Annotated in this window: 14 protein-coding genes; 1 reads left to right on the top strand and 13 read right to left on the bottom strand. The window is 66.5% G+C overall.

Annotated features, from left to right (window positions below):
- Window positions 1-88 precede the first annotated feature (88 nt).
- Genes LQG66_RS16280 through LQG66_RS16310 form a run of 7 tightly spaced genes read right to left on the bottom strand, consistent with a single transcriptional unit; the run spans window position 89 to window position 6,690 of the window.
- Window positions 89-1,135 (bottom strand): ABC transporter substrate-binding protein, encoded by a 1,047-nt coding sequence (locus LQG66_RS16280; RefSeq protein ID WP_231327211.1) that lies wholly within the window; start codon window positions 1,133-1,135, stop codon window positions 89-91.
- Window positions 1,132-2,304, bottom strand: coding sequence for an NAD(P)/FAD-dependent oxidoreductase (locus LQG66_RS16285; RefSeq protein ID WP_231327212.1), 1,173 nt, complete (start codon window positions 2,302-2,304; stop codon window positions 1,132-1,134). Before LQG66_RS16285 ends, LQG66_RS16280 begins: the two co-directional genes overlap by 4 nt.
- Entirely contained in the window at window positions 2,288-3,682 is a 1,395-nt protein-coding gene (locus LQG66_RS16290) for an FAD/NAD(P)-dependent oxidoreductase (RefSeq protein WP_231327213.1), read from the bottom strand. Before LQG66_RS16290 ends, LQG66_RS16285 begins: the two co-directional genes overlap by 17 nt.
- Window positions 3,675-3,968, bottom strand: a complete 294-nt coding sequence (locus LQG66_RS16295) for a (2Fe-2S)-binding protein (protein WP_231327214.1) — start codon at window positions 3,966-3,968, stop codon at window positions 3,675-3,677. The genes LQG66_RS16290 and LQG66_RS16295 overlap by 8 nt, the downstream gene beginning before the upstream one ends.
- Before the next feature lie 12 nt (window positions 3,969-3,980).
- Complete coding sequence (locus LQG66_RS16300; RefSeq protein ID WP_231327215.1) at window positions 3,981-4,775, bottom strand: ABC transporter permease; 795 nt, start codon at window positions 4,773-4,775, stop codon at window positions 3,981-3,983.
- A gap of 5 nt (window positions 4,776-4,780) precedes the next feature.
- Entirely contained in the window at window positions 4,781-5,638 is an 858-nt protein-coding gene (locus LQG66_RS16305; RefSeq protein ID WP_231327216.1) for an ABC transporter permease, read from the bottom strand.
- Window positions 5,635-6,690, bottom strand: a complete 1,056-nt coding sequence (locus tag LQG66_RS16310) for an ABC transporter ATP-binding protein (protein WP_231327217.1) — start codon at window positions 6,688-6,690, stop codon at window positions 5,635-5,637. Before LQG66_RS16310 ends, LQG66_RS16305 begins: the two co-directional genes overlap by 4 nt.
- 179 nt (window positions 6,691-6,869) lie before the next feature.
- Here LQG66_RS16310 and LQG66_RS16315 point away from each other — a divergent pair, with 179 nt between their 5' ends.
- Window positions 6,870-7,691, top strand: a complete 822-nt coding sequence (locus tag LQG66_RS16315) for an IclR family transcriptional regulator (protein ID WP_231327218.1) — start codon at window positions 6,870-6,872, stop codon at window positions 7,689-7,691.
- A 15-nt stretch (window positions 7,692-7,706) separates the two neighbouring features.
- Here LQG66_RS16315 and LQG66_RS16320 read toward each other — a convergent pair whose 3' ends face one another.
- From LQG66_RS16320 to LQG66_RS16345, 6 genes are all read right to left on the bottom strand, one after another.
- Complete coding sequence (locus tag LQG66_RS16320) at window positions 7,707-8,720, bottom strand: CobW family GTP-binding protein (RefSeq protein WP_231327219.1); 1,014 nt, start codon at window positions 8,718-8,720, stop codon at window positions 7,707-7,709.
- Window positions 8,717-10,339, bottom strand: coding sequence for an amidohydrolase family protein (locus LQG66_RS16325; protein WP_231327220.1), 1,623 nt, complete (start codon window positions 10,337-10,339; stop codon window positions 8,717-8,719). The genes LQG66_RS16320 and LQG66_RS16325 overlap by 4 nt, the downstream gene beginning before the upstream one ends.
- Window positions 10,340-10,564: 225 nt before the next feature.
- Window positions 10,565-11,395 carry an ABC transporter permease gene (locus LQG66_RS16330; protein WP_231327221.1) on the bottom strand — a complete coding sequence of 277 codons (831 nt, stop codon included), beginning with the start codon at window positions 11,393-11,395 and terminating at the stop codon, window positions 10,565-10,567.
- A 12-nt stretch (window positions 11,396-11,407) separates the two neighbouring features.
- Window positions 11,408-12,439 (bottom strand): ABC transporter substrate-binding protein, encoded by a 1,032-nt coding sequence (locus LQG66_RS16335; RefSeq protein WP_231327222.1) that lies wholly within the window; start codon window positions 12,437-12,439, stop codon window positions 11,408-11,410.
- Window positions 12,440-12,469: 30 nt separating this feature from the next.
- Window positions 12,470-13,534: an ABC transporter ATP-binding protein gene (locus LQG66_RS16340; RefSeq protein WP_231327223.1), complete on the bottom strand. Its 1,065-nt coding sequence runs from the start codon at window positions 13,532-13,534 to the stop codon at window positions 12,470-12,472.
- Entirely contained in the window at window positions 13,534-14,358 is an 825-nt protein-coding gene (locus LQG66_RS16345; protein WP_231327224.1) for an ABC transporter permease, read from the bottom strand. Before LQG66_RS16345 ends, LQG66_RS16340 begins: the two co-directional genes overlap by 1 nt.
- Window positions 14,359-14,749: the final 391 nt, after the last annotated feature.

Below are 14,749 nucleotides of genomic sequence, written 5' to 3' on the forward strand. Positions count from 1 at the left end.
GAAGTCGTCGTTGGCACGGTGGGCACGTCGTTCCAAGCGATGCGTTGCATCGCTCGGAACGTCTTTGCCCAACCTACGAATGTGTCGCTCACCGCTCGATCATCCTGTTCCAGCGCGTATTCCATTCGGCGCGCTTGGCGTTGATCACGTCCCAGTCCAGCGTGATCGCGTTCTTCATATAACCGTGGAAGGTCGCGAGCTTCTGCTCGGCTGCGGGCGTCGTGGCTTTGGCGGTCGTGTTGGACGGCACGATGTTGCCGGCCGCCAGCGCCTTGGCCTGCGCCTCCGGCGACAACAGATAGGCGGCCAGCTTCTGCGCCAGCTCCGCTTCCGAATTGTTGGCGATCACGCACTCCGCGACCATCAGCACGACAGAGCCTTCCTTGGGCTGCGCATATTCAGCCGGGATGCCCTTCTCCTTCAGGGTCGACACCGCGGTCGGCGTCAGCGGAAAGATCGCGGCCTCACCGGTCTGCACCATCTCGGAGATCTTGGCCGAGTTCGGGATGTATTCCAGCACGTTCCTACCGATCGAATCGGGGAATGCCTTGAAGCCCGGCTCGACATCGGCCTCGCTGCCGCCATTGATGCGGTTGAACATCAGGAAGGCATGCAGGCCGAAGGTCGACACCGAGGCCGACTGGAACACGACCTTGTCCTTGTATTTGGGATCGGCGAGATCCAGCCACGAGGTCGGCGCCGGCCAGCCCTTTTCGTCGAACAGCTTCTTGTTGTAGGCGAGCCCGGTCATGCCGATGTCGACGCCGGCGGCGATGTCGCCCTTGAGCCGCGCGAACGGCTCGAGCTGCGCCAGCGCTTCGCTCGGCTTCAGCTTCTCGCAAAGGCCGAGACCGGCCGCACGGATCATCACGCCGTCGTCGAGAAACATGATGTGCATCTGCGGCTTGTCCTTGGCCGCGAGCGCTTTGGCGAGGATCTCCGAGGAGGTTCCGGGTACGACGACGATCTTGACGTCGTTGGCCTTCTCGAAATCCGGAAACACCGCCTGTGTGTAGGTGCGTTCGAAATTGCCGCCGTTCATGCCGACATAGAGCGTCTTTGTTTCGGCATGCACGGAGGCGGTGGCAAGCACGAGCGCGAGGGCTGAGCCGAGCGCGGCGCGAGCATCGATCATGGCGAGGTCTCCTTCGATCCTGTCGTCATTGCTGCTTGAGATGCATCGCCCGGCTGCGATGCGGGTGGAAAACGGGTGATCGCGAATACGTCGATGGGGGTGGCCGTCCGGCCGTCGCGCACGAGCTCAGCCAGGACCTCGCCGACCCCCGGCGCGATCTGGAAGCCGGCGCCCGAGAAGCCGAAGGCGTGAATGAGACCCGGCGTCGTCGCGCTCGGTCCGATCACCGGATTGCGGTCTGGCATCGTGGCCTCGGTGCCGCTCCAGAACCGGATCGCCTGGGCGTGGCGGAGCGGGCCGAACAATTCGCTGGCGCGCTGCATGATGGTGAGCACGCCGTCGCTGCGTGGACGCGAGTAATCGGGATCGTCGAGTGGCAAGGCACGCTCGCCACCGACGACGACATTGCCGCGGGTGACCTGTCGCGCGTAAATGCCGCCGCCTTCGATGCCGATGTTGACGCCGAGAAACGGATCGAGCGGCTCGGTCACGACCATCGACGGATAGGTGCGCTCCAGCGGCACCGGCTCGCCGAACGCGCGGGCGAAGCTGTCGGCCCAGGCGCCGGCGCTGTTGATGACGGTGCGCGCGGTGACACTCACTCCCTCGGCCTCGAGCGCAAAGCCCGCGCCGTTTCTGGTGAGACCGATGACCTTCGTGTTCTCCAGCACCTCGGCGCCGGCGCGGCGCGCTGCCGCGGCAAAAGCGGTCGCGACCAGCCGCGGATTGGCGTGACCATCGCCGGGACAGAACGAGCCGCCAATGACCTCACCGGCGACGCCGAAGCGGTCGCGCAGCTGGTTGTGACCGACCAGCTCGAGAGCGAGCCCGAACGGCGCGACGTCGGCAGCATAGCTCTCGAGGCTCGCCATGTCGGCCGCGCTGCGCGCGAGCTTCAGATGACCGGAGCGCAGGAATTCGCCGTCGATGCCGATCAATGCCTTCAGCCGCGGCCAGATCGCGTGCGCGCGCTGCGACAGCGGCAGCTGCTCGGGTGGACGGCCCTGCCGACGCACACCGCCGTAGTTGACCCCGCTCGCCTGCGCGCCACAAAAGCCCTTGTCCAGCAAGGTGACGGAGAAGCCCATGCCGCGCAGCGCCAGCGCCGCAGAACTGCCGACCAGGCCGCCGCCGATGATCGCGACATCGCAGTCAATGCGCCGGGTCATGCTGCCTCTCGTGCACGGATAGGCCGGCAGCAAGGGGAATCGGCTTGATTGGTGCCTGCGCGCGCAACCGCCCGACGGCGCCGATGTCACGGCGGGTTTGCGCAGCCAGCAGCTCCGCGGCGGCAGCGCCGCACATGCGGCCCTGGCAGCGGCCCATGCCGATGCGCGTCACTGCCTTGAGTCGATTGATCTCGGTGAGCGAAAAATCGCTGACCGCGCGCCGCGCTTCGCCGGCACTGATCTCCTCGCAACGACAGAGCAGCGTGTCGTCCGCGATGTCGCCACCCCAATGCGAGGGATAGGGGAACGCGGCTTCGAGCACGTCGCGCAGCCGGTCGATCCGCTGCAACTCGCGTTCGAGCACGGCGGCCCGGCTGCTGTCATGCGGCAGGCCGCGGTCTTCCAGCAGCGCCAACGCCGCGCGCTCGCCGGCACGCTCGGCCGCATCCGCGCCGGCAATGCGGGCGCCGTCGCCGGCGAGATAAACGCCTGCCGCGCTACTGCGGCCGCTGGCGTCGCGCACCGGCAGGTGCGCGCGGTCGCGCGGTTCGAAGTGAAAGGCGCAGCCGGCGAGATCGGCGGCCTGCGTCTCCGAGCGCAGGTTCAGCCCATAGCCAACGCCGTCGCAAGCGATCGCGTGCGCGCGACCACCCGCCTGATAGACAATGCGCGCCACCCTGCCCTCGCCCTCGATGGCGAGGCGATCAGCACCGAATACGACGCGTGTGCCGCGCAGTTTCAACTCCGCCGCCATCCGCACGCCGCGCAGCACGATGCCGGGCGACAGCGGCAGCGCGCGCAGCAGATTGAATTTCGCCGACAGCGGCGCGGCATCGAGCACGGCCGCGACCTCGACGCCGGCCCTCATGTATTGCCAGGCGACGAGATAGAGCAGCGGGCCGGAGCCGGCGAACACTACGCGCCGGCCGATCGCGCAGCCCTGCGCCTTCAGCGCGATCTGCGCGCCGCCGAGCGTGAACACGCCGGGCAGGGTCCAGCCGGGAATCGGCAACACGCGATCCGTGGCGCCGGTCGCAAGGATCAGCCCGTCATACCTGACGCGCTGGCTGCCTTCGTCGCGCAGAATATCGCCCGCGCCGTCGCGCAGATTCCACAACAACGAACGGGGCCGATAGTCGATCAGCGTATCGAGGGCCGCGAAGTCGCGATGCAGCCGCAACGCTTTCGCGGCCTCCGAGCCGTAGCGCGCCTCGGCATCGCGTCCATCGGAGCTCAGCGGCTGGCGATAGATCTGACCGCCACAGGCGTGGCCCTCATCGACCACGATCGGCCGCAGGCCGGCGGCCACCAGAGTCATCGCGGCACGAATGCCAGCCGGGCCAGCGCCGACGATCAGCGGTGGTGCGCGCTCAGCCATGGCTGCGCCCTCGGGTGGTGATGATCTGCATGCCCGCGGCGAGCGGCGTGGTGCAGGCGCGCAGCCGCTCGCCGCCGGCGAGTTGCACCCAGCAATCCTGGCACGCGCCCATTTGGCAGAAGCCGGCGCGCGGCGCGCCGGAAAACTCGCTGTCGCGCAGCCGTTCGGAATGACAGAGCACCGCCGTCAGCACGGTGTCGCCGGCGCGGCCCTCGCAGGGTTCGCCGTCGATCAGGAACGAGATCGCGGGGCTGTCGTTGCGGACGAGGCGATGAAGCAGCGGCATCACGGTTGTCCTTCAGCCCTGCCCGACCAGGATCTTGTCGAGGCCGAAGATGCGGTCGAGCAGCAGCATCGCCGCCGCCGTCACCGCGATCATCAACGCCGACACCGCGGCCATCATCGGATCGATCGACTCGGTCGCATACATGTACATGCGCACCGGCAAGGTGATGGTCGCAGGTGAGGTGATGAAGATCGACATCGTCAGCTCGTCGAAGGAATTGATGAAGGCGAGCAGCCAGCCGCCGGTGATGCCGGGCAGGATCATCGGCACGGTGATGCGGCGGAACACGATCCAGCTGGAGGCGCCGAGCGTCACCGCCGCCTGCTCGGCGCTGCGATCGAGACCGGACAGCGCCGCGAGCACGAGCCTGAGCACATAGGGCGTGACCACGACGATGTGCCCCGCCGTCAGCCACAGAAAGCTGCCGGTGGCCCCGACCAGCGCGAACAGCCGCAGCAGCGCGACGCCGAGCACGAGATGTGGGATCATCAGCGGCGACAGGAACAGTGCGTTCAAAGCCGCGCGGCCGCGGAAATCGTAGCGAGCGAGCGCAAGGCCGGCGGCGACTGCGAGCACGACCGCGATCGTTGCGGCGATGGCCGCCACCCACAGGCTGTTGAGGAAGGAGGCGACGAAATCCGGATGCGCGAACACGGCCGTGAACCAGCGCAGCGAGACCTGTGTGGTCGGCAGGGTCAATGTGTTGGCCGGCGTGAACGCGACCAGGCAGATCACGGCCAGCGGCGCCAGCACGAAGCCGACCACCAGGGTATGGAAGAGCAGCGCGATCGGACCATTGTGGCGCATGCCGCTCACCCCAATGTCCGCTTGGCGCGCGCCTCGACCACGCGCTGATACGCCAGCATGATCACGAGGTTGATGGTCAGCACCAGGATCGCGATGGCCGCCCCTAGCGGCCAGTTCAGCTCGTGCATGTATTCGTCATAGACCAGCGTCGCCGCCATCTTCAGCCGGCGGCCGCCGAGCAGCGCAGGGATCGCGAAGGCGGACGCGGACAGGCCGAACACGACGAGGCTGCCCGACAGCAGGCCCATCGTCACCTGCGGCATGACTACGCGACGCAGCGCCGTAAAGCGCGAGGCGCCGAGCGTCCATGCCGCCGCCTCCACCATCGGATCGAGCTTCTGCAGCGAGGTCCAGACGGGGATCACCATGAACGGCAGCATCACATGGACCAGCGCAATCACGATCGCCGTCTCGGTGTAGAGGATCTTGACGGTGCCGAGGCCGAGCGCGCGGAATGCCTCGTTCACGAGGCCCGAGGGACCGAGCAGCATGCTCCAGCCAAAGGTGCGCACGACCACCGACACCAGCAGTGGGCCGATGATCGCGAGCAGGAACACCGAGCGCCAGGGCTCGCGCATGCGCGCCAGGATGTAGGCCTCGGGCGCGCCGATTATAGCGCAGATCAGGGTGGTCAACGCGGCGAGCCGCAGGGTGCGCCAGAAGATGTTGAGGAAGTAGCTGTCGGAGAGGATCGCTGTATAGTGCGCCAGCGTGGTCTGGTCCTTGACGCCGCTGGCGGCATCATAGACGTGAAACGACAGGATCAGGGTGAGCGTGAGCGGCACGACGACGAGCGCGGCGAACAGCAGCGCGCCTGGCGCCGCCAATAGCCATGGTGCCGTGCCGGCGCGCGTACCGCTCATGCCGGCTGCGCTCCATCCGGCTTCGCGGCTTTGGCGCCGCCCCCCGTCCAGTCGAGCCCGACCCGATCGCCCTCGCGCGCGGGCTCCCCGCCAAGATTCGGCAGCGACACGCCGATCGAGCCGGCCGGCGTCTCTACGGTAAAGAACCAGGCGCTGCCGAGAAAGAAGCGGCCTTTGACTCGGCCGTCAAGGACTCCAGCGCCATGTGCCTTCAGACTGATCTTCTCTGGCCTGATCGTCAGCACGGCGGCATCGCCATCTGTGAGACCAGCGCTCTCGCAAGGCAGCACGCGTCCGCCAATCTCGACGCCGCCATGGCGCCACACGCCAGGCAGCCGGTTCATCTTGCCGACGAAGGAGGAGATGAAGGGCGTCGCCGGGCTTTCATACAGCCGATAGGGCGCATCGACCTGCATGATGCGCCCCTGCTCCATCACCACGACGCGGTCGCTCATCGACAGCGCCTCGCTCTGGTCATGCGTCACCATGATCGTGGTGGTGCCGACGCGCTGCTGGATGCCGCGCAGCTCGAACTGCATCTCCTCGCGCAGCTTGGCGTCGAGGTTGGACAAGGGCTCGTCGAGCAGCAGCACCGGCGGATCGATGACGAGCGCGCGCGCCACCGCCACGCGTTGGCGCTGGCCGCCGGAGAGCTGGCGCGGATAGCGGTCGGCGAGCGCTGCGAGCTGCACCAGCGCCAGCGCCTGGCTGACGCGCGCCTCGCGTTCGGCCCGTGCGACCTTGCGCATCTCGAGCCCGAAGGACACGTTCTGCGCCACCGTCATGTGCGGAAACAGCGCGTAGCTCTGGAACACGATGCCGAGGCCGCGGCGGTCCGGCTTCTCATGGGTGATGTCGCGGCCATCCAGCGTGATCCGGCCCGACGTCGGCTCGACGAGGCCGGCGATCATCTGCAAGGTCGTGGTCTTGCCGCAGCCGGAGGGGCCGAGCAGCGAGATGAACTCGCCCTTGGCGACGCTGAGATTGACGTCGCTGACCGCAGCGACATCCCCATAGAGCCTGGTCAGACCATCCAGCGTCAGGAAACCCATGCGTCCTCGCGCGGGAGAGGATCCCTGCGCCATCAGCAGGATTGCCTCCCTGGGACCTTTTCATGCGGGGTCGCGATGTGACAGGTCAACGACGAATTCAACTATTCTGAATTTATCTTGCTAGAATTCAGCTATATAGAATTTAAGATGGCTAATGATTTCCATCATTCAGAAAAACGATGAGCTTGCCTGAACAGGACTCAGCCTCAAGCCTCCGCCGTGCCCTCAGGCTGCTGCGCATCCTGGCCGAGGGCGACCCGGCCGGACTCCGGCTGAAGGACATCGCCGAGGCGGCCGGATGCAGCCAGCCGACCGCGCATCGCATGCTGCAGGATCTCGCTGCCGAAGGCTTTGCCGAGCAGGTCGCCGGCAAGCGTTATCGCCTCGCGCTCGATTTCTACGTGCTCGCTGCACGCGCCGGCCAGGCCAGCGGCCTGCGCGATGCGGCGCGTCCCGCGCTGCTGCGCCTGTCGGCGACCCTGAGCGACACGATCTTCCTGCTGGTGCGCAACGGCTTCGACGCCGTCTGCCTCGATCGTGTCGAGGGCCCGTTTCCGATCCGCTCCTTCACCGGCGACATCGGCGGCAAAGTGCCGCTTGGGCTGGGCCAAGGCAGTCTCGCGATCCTCGCCAACCTGCCCGCGGACGAGCAGGAAGCGGTGATCCGCTTCAACATCCCGCGCCTGCTCGATCGCGGCTTTCTCGACGAGGCTTCGTTGCGCAGCGCGCTGGCGCAGGCGCGCGCGCAGGGCTGGGTCAACACCAGCACCGGGCTCATTCCCGGCATGGCCGGTCTCGGCGTGCCCGTGCTCGACGCGCAGGGGCGCGCTGTTGCGGCGCTGAGCGTCGGCACACTCGCGGAGCGGCTGAATGCCGACCGCCTGCCACACGTGGTCAAGATCCTGCAGAGCGAGGCGCGGGCGCTGGCGGGCAAGCTCAACCCGTTCGACGTCGCCCTGCGCTATCCCTCGCGCAGCCTGAGCACGATCGGGACGAGCTGATCAGCGCCTTGCGGCCTAAGTCACCCATTCGGCGCGGATGCCGCGCGGCTGTGCTGCGCCGCTGTCTGGATCGCGCCAGGAGAAGGCGAAGAGATCCGAAGGCGGGACCTGCTCCAGCTCGGCGCGGACGATGTCGCGCGCGATCACGACGATGAACGGCGCTGGTGGATTGGCGGCGGAAAGCTGCCGCGGCGGCGAGAACATGGTGCCGACGCTTTCCACCAGTAGCGGACCCGGCGCCTCATGAACCTTCACGAGGCCCTTGATCCGCAGCAGCCGCTCGCCGAGCGCGCCCGCCACATTGTCGAGCCAGCTGGCGAGATCGGCATAAGCGATCTCAGCCGGCGGGCGGACGAGACAGAGCGCGAGCCGCGGATGCGCGGCGGCCAGATCAGGCGCGACGTCGCGGAGTGGCAGTGATGCCGCCAGTGGTGCGAAGGCAGCCGACGCGAGGGCGGCGCGATCAGCGTTGACGATGCCCTCGGCGACGGGATTGAGCTGCGCGATCGCAACCGGCGCTTCGGTCAGCGCCTGCGGCGCGAGATCGGCCTTGGTGGCGACGATGCGATGCGCGGCGGCCCATTGCGCTACGGCTTCCTCGAACGTCGCGACGGCGAGCCCGCGCGTGAGGTCATAGGTCGCGATCACGGCCACGCGCAGATGGTGCTCGGCCAATGTCGCGAGCTGGCGCAGCACCGGGCCCGGCATCGACAGACCGGATGTCTCCAGGATGATCCGCCGCAACGGCGGCAGACCATCGGGGCGCGGCGCCATGATCAGACGGTCGATGGTGAAGGCGAGATCGCTGCCGGCCTGGCAGCAGACGCAGCCGTTCGACAGCATCGCCAGCGGCACGTCGTCGCCGCTCTCGCGCAGCAGCACGCCGTCGAGCCCGACCTCGCCGGCTTCGTTGACGATCACAGCGGTGTCGGATGCAGTGTCCGCGCTCAATACATCGCGCAGCAACGACGTCTTGCCGGAGCCGAGAAAGCCGGTGAGGACGAAGAAGTCCAGCCCGCCGGCGCTCATGGCGCCGCGGCGTCCTTCGTCTTATCCTTGGTGGCGTATTTCTCCGGCACGTCGCTCTCCCAGCTCGCCTTGACCAGCTCACGGACGTCGGCCAGCAGCTCCTCGGTGTCGTAGATGATGCCGTCCTTGATCGTGTATTTCAGGCCGCGATGCCACTCGACCGCGTTGGTCGCGTCGTTGAAGCGCATCGCGCCGGTGCCGTAGAGTAGCTTGAAGTCGGTCAGCGGATTATGGTCGTGCACAAGGATGTCGGCGCGCATGCCGATGTCGATGGTGCCGACCTCGCCCTCGAGGCCGCACAGCGCGGCGCCTTGCGAGGTTGCCGAGCGGATCACCTCGAGCGGATGGAAGCCGGCCTCCTGCAGCAGCTCCAGCTCGCGGATATAGCCGAAGCCGAAGATCTGATAGATGAAGCCGGAATCCGAGCCGGTGCAGACCCGGCCACCGCGATTCTTGTACTCGTTGATGAAGGCCATCCAGAGCCGGTAGTTCTCCTTCCACTCGATCTCGTTCTGGGTCGACCAGCGATACCAGTATGAGCCGTGGCCGCCGCGCTGCGGCGTGAAGTAGTCCCACATCGACTTCCAGGTATATTCCTTGTGCCAATAGGCCTGGCGCGCGCGCATCAGGTCGCGATTGGCGTCGTAGATGGTGAATGTCGGCACGAAGGTGAAGCCGATCTCCAGGAACTGCTCCAGCACCTCGTTCCACTTGGCCGAGCCGGGCTCGGCGCCCTGCCGGAACATCTGACCGGACACCGAGAAGCGGAAATATTCGTCGGTATAGTTGTAGTCGAGCGGAAAGTTCTGGATCACGCGATCCTCGAACAGCGCCTCCGGCAGGCCGTAATAATGCTCGGCGCTGGTCAGGCCCCATTTTGCGGTGGTCAGCGCGTTCATGCGCGACACCGCCATCTGGGCGTGATGGCAGCCGGTTCGCAAGCCGAGCGTCTTGCACTCGTCGAGCGCGGCTTCCATGATCGCCGGCGGTGCGCCGAAAAACTTGATGCCGTCGGCGCCGCGCTCCTTCACCTGACGCAGCCAGGTCCGGCCCTGCTCCGGCGTGTAGATGGTCTTGACCATGTCGTTGACCGCCGGGAAATAGGCATAGGCGAGCAGCCGCGGCGAGGCGATGGTGTTGTCGGCCGCGCGTTGCTTCTGGTCCAGCATCCACGACAGGCCGTTCATCGACCCCATCTCGCGGACCGTCGTGACGCCATGCGCGAGCCAGAGCTTGTAGACGTAGTCGACCGGCGGCACCCAGCCGTTGGCGGAATGATAGGCGACGCCGGCATGGGCGTGACAGTCGACGAAGCCCGGCGTCACCCATTTGCCGCGGCAGTCGATCTCGTGATCGGCCGGCTCGCCGGGATTGCCGCCATAGCCATAGCCGACGACCTTCTTGATGCTGACGATGCGGCCGTTCTCGACGATGATGTCGACAGGGCCGATCGGCGGCGCGCCGGTGCCGTCGATCACGGTGGCGCTGCGCAGCGCCAGCCGCTTGAACGGCCCGATGCCGCGGTCACGCGTGGTTGCCATGGGCACGATCGGCGCCGCGCCCTTGTTCCTGATGAAGGCGAGCTCATCGCCCGGCAGCATCGTGGTTTGGTCGGTCATGCCATTCTTCCTTTATTCCAATCAGCCAGCCAAGCGCACGGTGCGCTCCCTCTCCCCGTTCTTACGGGGAGAGGGTTGGGGTGAGGGGCAGACGCACGGGAAGTGTCCGTGGTGAGACCTGTACCCCCTCACCCGGATTGCATCTGAGGATGCAATCCGACCTCTCCCCGCAAGCGGGGCGAGGTACAGCGAGCCCGCCGCGGGGTCCTCGCCTCAAACATCCAGCTACCCCGTCCTGTACCGCCGCGCGAAGGCGACGCTGCCGAACACCGTGAACGCCATGGTGACCGCGAGCAGCATGAAGGCGAGCGCGGCGCCCATCGGCCAGTTGTTGCCGCGCACGAACTGGTCGTAGACGGCCGGCGCCATCATCTTGAATCGCGGGCCGCCGAGAAGCACCGCCGTTGCATAGGTGTTCATGCACAAAACGAACACCAGGATCGAGCCGGCGGCGACGCCGGGTCCCGACAGCGGCAGGATCACGCGCCAGAACACGCGCGCGCCGGAGGCGCCGAGATTGGCCGCGGCATATTCGAGATCACGCGGAATGCTCTCGATGACCGCCGAGAGCGTCAGGATCATGTAGGGCAGCACCACGGCGATGATGCCGATGATGACGGCCTTGGTCGTGTACATGATCTCCAATGGTGCGGAGACCACGCCGAGCTTCATCAGCACCGTGTTGACGAGCCCGTCGCGCGCGAACAGCGCCATCCAGCCGGCCGAGCGCACGACGTTGCCGACCAGCAACGGAAACAAGGTCGCGATGACGACGAGGCTCTTCCAGCGGCTCTCCATGCGGCCGAGCCAATAGGCCGCCGGGAACGCCAGGATCAGCGTCAGCACCGTGCACAATAGCGCGATGCCCAAGGTCGCCAGGATGATCTGCTGATAGTACGGATCAGTCGCAGCCTTGATATAGTTGTCCGGCGACAGCGCCTGCACCATCAGCTGGGTCGGGCTGAACTGGTTGAGCGAGATCCGGAACATCAGGATCATCGGCCCAATCAACAAAGCCAGAACCAGCAGACAGGCAGGGACGACCAGCAGCGCCATCGTGATCAATCCTTACGCCTTGAACTCCTTGTTCCAGAAGTCGAGCGTGCGCTGCGAACGCCCGGCGGCGTAGGCATAATCGGGCTTCAACAGCCGCGCGCGCTCGGCCTCGGTCAGGCTGACCTGCTTCGCAAGGTCCTCCGGCAGCACGGCGTCGGTCACCGTCGGGACATAGCCCATCTTGTCGGCGAAGCCGCCTTGCGCCTTGGCGTCGAGCATCGCGTCGAGATAGGCGAAGCCGCCCGCCTTGTTCCTCGCGTTCTTCGGCACCGACGCCTGGAACACGATCGCCGGCGTGCCTTCCTTCGGCACGACATGGGCGAGCGGAATGCCCGACTTCTTCCACATGAAGCCGCGAGCGAGCCACATCGTGGTGATCCAGACCTCCTCCGACTTCAGCGCCGCGGCCAAGGCCTCGTTCGACGGATAGATCTTCACGTCGAGCGAGCGCCATTCCATCAGCTTCTTCTCGGCCGGATCGAGATTGCTGACACCGCCGCCACCGGCGAGCGCCGCCGCCAGCGTGTTGTTGGGATAAAGAATGTCGGCAAGGCCGATGCGGCCGCGCCATTTCGGGTCCCACAGGTCGGCAAACGACTGCGGTGGCGTCTTCACCTGGTTGGTGTTGTAGAGGATCACCTGGGCGGAATAGATGTGCGGGATCGCGATCTCGCTTCGGAGCTCCGGGAACACCTTGTCCAGCCGCTTGACCTGCGCCGGATCGATCGTGTCGAACACGCCGGACTGCGACACGATGTAGGCGTCGTTGTCGGAGAGGCAGGACACGTCCATCGAGCCACGGCGGCTCTGCCGCTCGGCGATCAGCTTGGTCTTGCGCGGATCGGCATTGCCGACGTCCTGCACCACCTCAAAACCCTTCGGTGCCATGATCGGCTTGTCGATGATGTCGGACAGCAGCTGGCCGTAGTCGCCGCCCCAGGTGCCGACCACGACCTGTCCGCCCTCGGCGCGCGCGGTGGGCATGCCGGAGGCCAGCGCGGCGACGCCGGCGCTGGCGGAGAGAAAGTGACGTCGCGAAATCATGAGAAAACCTCTCGCTCTGGATGGAATGGTTTACGAAGATGTTTGCGGCACGAGACGCGGGGCCTTGCGGTCCCACTGCAGCGACACCGGATCGTTGGGCTTGAGGGCTGCCAGCGGCTCGCCGGCATCGGGCGTCGGGCGAACAACAACCAGCGTCTCGTCACCGATCGCCACCACATACTCGGTCTGCGCGCCCATATAGGTCACGGCCTGGACGCGCCCGCGAACCTCGCCGGACTCGCCGGGCGAGACGGAAATGCGTTCGGGACGCAACGCGAACGCGTCGGCATCGTCGCGTTCGTCGCCGGCGACATCGACCGGCAGCAGCAGGCCACCGCTGGTGCGGAACTGGCCTTCACTCTCGCGCCGGCCCGCCAGGATGTTGCAGCGGCCGACGAAGTCGGCGACGAACGCATCCTTCGGCGAATCATACAGCTGCTGCGGCGTGCCAACCTGACGCACGCGTCCGCCCTCCATCACCACGAGACGGTCCGCCATCGTCAGCGCCTCCTCGCGGTCATGCGTCACCATCAAGGTGGTCAGGCCGAGCCGCTGCTGCAGCGCGCGGATCTCGAGCCGCACCTCGGCGCGCAGCTTGGCATCGAGATTCGACAAGGGCTCGTCGAGCAGGAAGATGCGCGGATTGATCACCAGCGCCCGCGCCAGCGCGACGCGCTGTTGCTGGCCGCCGGACAATTGCCGCGGCAGCCGCTCGGCGAGATGCGACAGCCGCACCAGCTTGAGCGCGTCGGCGACCTTGGTCTTGCGCTCGGCCGCGTTGAGCCCGCGCATCTCCAGGCCGAAGCCGACATTCTCCGCCGCGCTCATGTGCGGAAACAGCGCGTAGGACTGGAACACCATCCCGGTGGCGCGCTTGTAGGCCGGCAGATGGGTCACGTCCTCGCGGTCGAACAGCACGCGACCGCTCGACGGCGGCAGGAAGCCGGCAACCATTCGCAACGTCGTCGTCTTGCCGCAGCCGGACGGGCCCAGCAGCGCGACCAGCTCGCCCTCGTTGACGGCGAGATCGAGCCCTTCGACGCCGATCGACGTGCCGAAGCGCTTGGTCAGCTTCTCGATGGTGAGTTGCGCCATCAGACCACCCGCGACAATTTGACGAAGCGGTCGGTCACCACCATCAGGATTCCGACCAGCGTGATCTGCACGGTCGCAACAGCGGCCAGTGTGGGATCGATGCGGAATTCGAGATAGTTGAGCATGGCGACAGGCAGCGTGATCCGGCCGGGTCCGACCAGCAGCATCGACAGATCGAGGTTCTCGAAGCTCTGGATGAAGGAGAACATCGCCGCTGCGACGATGCCCGATCGCATCATCGGCAGGGTGATGCGGCGGAACACGGTGAGAGGACTCGCGCCGAGATTGGCCGCGGCCTCCTCGGCGGCGCGGTCGAGCCCCTGCAGGCTGGCGACGACGAGCCGCACCGTCCACGGAATGGCAAGCAGCGTATGCGCCGCGACGAGGCCCTCCGTGGTCGCCTTGATGTCGCGGTCGAGCAGATCCTCGGCCAGCACGTAGAACATGTAGAGGCCGGAGCCGGCGACCACGCCGGGCACGGCCAGCGGCGCCAGCAGGAACGAGCTCAGCACCTGGCGGCCGCGGAACTCGCCGCGCACGATGGCGAGCGCCGCTGCGGTGCCGAGGGGCACGCCGATCGCGGTCGCGAGCAGCGCGACCTGGAAGCTCGTCACCAGGCCGCGCAAGAATTCCGGCTTGCTCAGCGCGTTCGCATACCATTTGAGCGACAGCGCCGGCGGCGGGAAGCTCACGATCTCCTGCGCGAAGAAGCTCGTCACCACGATCATGACGACAGGCGCAAAGATGACGGCATAGGCGACGACGATCAGTGTCCGCACTGCGAATTGGCCGAGTGACAGTTGTCCCGTAAAACGGAACAGCATTGCGGACACCTCAACGAGTAGAATTCCACTGCTATCAGTGGTTCGAGCGGCGGCATCGTAGTCGGCCGCTCCGCCGCCGCCAAGCCTGTGGCATGAGTTATCGCAATGCACATACGCATGGGCGGATCGACGCGGCGGTGTTGCGATCCTGGCGCGTAGCTCGCCGTTACTTCCATCTTGGCGCTAGCGCTGCGTGCGCCGCGCTCGTCGCCGCTGCGAGAAATTTCGCTTTTCAGAATTTCGGACCGTCACGGGCAAGCCGCGGGCGCGCGCGGCGTTCCGACGCAGCGGCGCGGTTTTGGGCAAGGCCTGCTCAATTCTTGCACCGGCACGATCCAATATTTTGTGCGCCCACGGACAAGTCATCCATGCATGCCCGCACCTAAGCTTG

Origin of the sequence: Bradyrhizobium ontarionense (genome assembly GCF_021088345.1) — a bacterium.
GTDB lineage: Bacteria > Pseudomonadota > Alphaproteobacteria > Rhizobiales > Xanthobacteraceae > Bradyrhizobium > Bradyrhizobium ontarionense.